This window comes from Marinimicrobium locisalis (assembly GCF_039822625.1).
Taxonomy (GTDB): domain Bacteria; phylum Pseudomonadota; class Gammaproteobacteria; order Pseudomonadales; family Cellvibrionaceae; genus Marinimicrobium; species Marinimicrobium locisalis.
This window is the reverse complement of sequence record NZ_JBDLLG010000044.1, coordinates 1-2,501: the sequence shown is the minus strand read 5'-3', so window position 1 is coordinate 2,501 and position 2,501 is coordinate 1. Positions and strand designations below refer to the sequence as shown.

The 2,501-nt window shown below is 52.8% G+C and carries 1 protein-coding gene, 3 tRNA genes and 1 rRNA gene; all 5 read right to left on the bottom strand.

The window, feature by feature from the left end:
* Window positions 1–76: transfer RNA gene (locus AAE514_RS18080), tRNA-Ala, on the bottom strand.
* A gap of 5 nt (window positions 77–81) precedes the next feature.
* A tRNA-Ile gene (locus AAE514_RS18075) sits at window positions 82–158 on the bottom strand.
* 39 nt (window positions 159–197) lie between these two features.
* A tRNA-OTHER gene (locus tag AAE514_RS18070) sits at window positions 198–285 on the bottom strand.
* Window positions 286–439: 154 nt separating this feature from the next.
* Window positions 440–1,970 (bottom strand): 16S ribosomal RNA (locus tag AAE514_RS18065).
* 244 nt (window positions 1,971–2,214) lie between these two features.
* Window positions 2,215–2,501, bottom strand: a 287-nt coding sequence (locus AAE514_RS18060; RefSeq protein WP_347332966.1) for a hypothetical protein, incomplete at its 5' end; no start/stop codon positions are given.

The following is a 2,501-nucleotide window of genomic DNA, read 5'->3' as shown; positions in this document are numbered from 1 at the left end:
TGGTGGAGCTAAGCGGGATCGAACCGCTGACCTCCTGCGTGCAAGGCAGGCGCTCTCCCAGCTGAGCTATAGCCCCAGTATTGGTAGGCCTGGGCAGACTTGAACTGCCGACCTCACCCTTATCAGGGGTGCGCTCTAACCAACTGAGCTACAGGCCTGTAGTTTTACTCTTCAAATAAACCCGCAGCCAGCTTCACGCGGCCTGGGCAGACTTGAACTGCCGACCTCACCCCCTCTTCATTCATAGAAAGTGGGGTGCGCTCTAACCAGCTGAGCTACAGGCCTAAAAAAACTTTCGTCTTCAAGCTCAAGCGAAAGCCTCAACTAAGTTGAGCCCCAGCCTGCAGCTTTTGGCTTGTAGCTTGCAGAGTCATTACTGCTAATACCAGTCGATCAAGCAATGCGTGTGGACGCTTACGAAACAAATCAGCGTATCGTTTAAGGAGGTGATCCAGCCCCAGGTTCCCCTAGGGCTACCTTGTTACGACTTCACCCCAGTCATGAATCACACCGTGGTGACCGTCCTCCTAAGTTAGACTAGCCACTTCTGGTGCAACCCACTCCCATGGTGTGACGGGCGGTGTGTACAAGGCCCGGGAACGTATTCACCGTGACATTCTGATTCACGATTACTAGCGATTCCGACTTCATGGAGTCGAGTTGCAGACTCCAATCCGGACTACGAACGGTTTTATGGGATTAGCTCCACCTCGCGGATTGGCAACCCTCTGTACCGTCCATTGTAGCACGTGTGTAGCCCTACTCGTAAGGGCCATGATGACCTGACGTCGTCCCCACCTTCCTCCGGTTTGTCACCGGCAGTCTCCTTAGAGTTCCCGACCGAATCGCTGGCAACTAAGGACAAGGGTTGCGCTCGTTACGGGACTTAACCCAACATCTCACGACACGAGCTGACGACGGCCATGCAGCACCTGTCACTGAGCTCCCGAAGGCACCAAGGTATCTCTACCAAGTTCTCAGGATGTCAAGAGTAGGTAAGGTTCTTCGCGTTGCGTCGAATTAAACCACATGCTCCACCGCTTGTGCGGGCCCCCGTCAATTCATTTGAGTTTTAACCTTGCGGCCGTACTCCCCAGGCGGTCTACTTAGTGCGTTAGCTGCGCCACTAAGAGCTCAAGGCTCCCAACGGCTAGTAGACATCGTTTACGGCGTGGACTACCAGGGTATCTAATCCTGTTTGCTCCCCACGCTTTCGCACCTCAGCGTCAGTATCAGTCCAGAGTGTCGCCTTCGCCACTGATGTTCCTTCCTATATCTACGCATTTCACCGCTACACAGGAAATTCCACACTCCTCTACCGTACTCTAGCAAACCAGTTCCAACTGCAATTCCCAGGTTGAGCCCGGGGCTTTCACAGCTAGCTTAATTCGCCGCCTACGTGCGCTTTACGCCCAGTAATTCCGATTAACGCTTGCACCCTCCGTATTACCGCGGCTGCTGGCACGGAGTTAGCCGGTGCTTCTTCTGCGAGTAACGTCAAGCATGCTGGGTATTAGCCAACACGTTTTCCTCCTCGCTGAAAGTGCTTTACAACCCGAAAGCCTTCTTCACACACGCGGCATGGCTGGATCAGGGTTGCCCCCATTGTCCAATATTCCCCACTGCTGCCTCCCGTAGGAGTCTGGGCCGTGTCTCAGTCCCAGTGTGGCTGATCATCCTCTCAGACCAGCTACAGATCGTCGCCTTGGTAGGCCATTACCCCACCAACAAGCTAATCTGACGCGGGCTCATCCAATAGTGCAAGGTCCGAAGATCCCCTGCTTTCCCCCGTAGGGCGTATGCGGTATTAATCCGAGTTTCCCCGGGCTATCCCCCGCTACTGGGTAGATTCCCACGCGTTACTCACCCGTCCGCCGCTGTACTCACCCCGAAGGGCTTTCTCGCTCGACTTGCATGTGTTAGGCCTGCCGCCAGCGTTCAATCTGAGCCATGATCAAACTCTTCAGTTTAAATCACGCAGCTCTTATTCCAGACAACTACTTAAAACTATCCGGATACCTCAAGAACCTTAATCTTGGCTCAGACGCTCGTTAACCTTAATGCATCATTACTGATGAATTGATGAGTCACTTGCGTCTGACAATCTTTGTGTCGCCGATTGTCTCGCAAGCGCCCACACGCATTGCTTGATCTCTCTGTTAAAGAACTCTCGGCGAGGGCAGCGCCTCAACCGTGGGATGCGAATTATACGCATCAAATCCGTTTTAGCAAGCGTTTTTTGAAACTTTTTTGTCGGCTCCGAAGAGCGTCCAAAACCTTCAAAATCCGCCGAACCAGATCGCCGCTTCCGGCCTCTCTGATCCGCTCTTCATCCCTCAAGAGCTGCGCATTATACACTTTAACTTTTGCTTGTAAACCCTTCATTTTAAAAAAGTTTTTCAAGCAGCGCCCCCTCCTTTTGGCTTGCCCTTCACTCCGGAAGAGGCGCGAACTATACGGATCAATGACGGACCACGCAAGCCCTTTTTTAAACTTTTTTA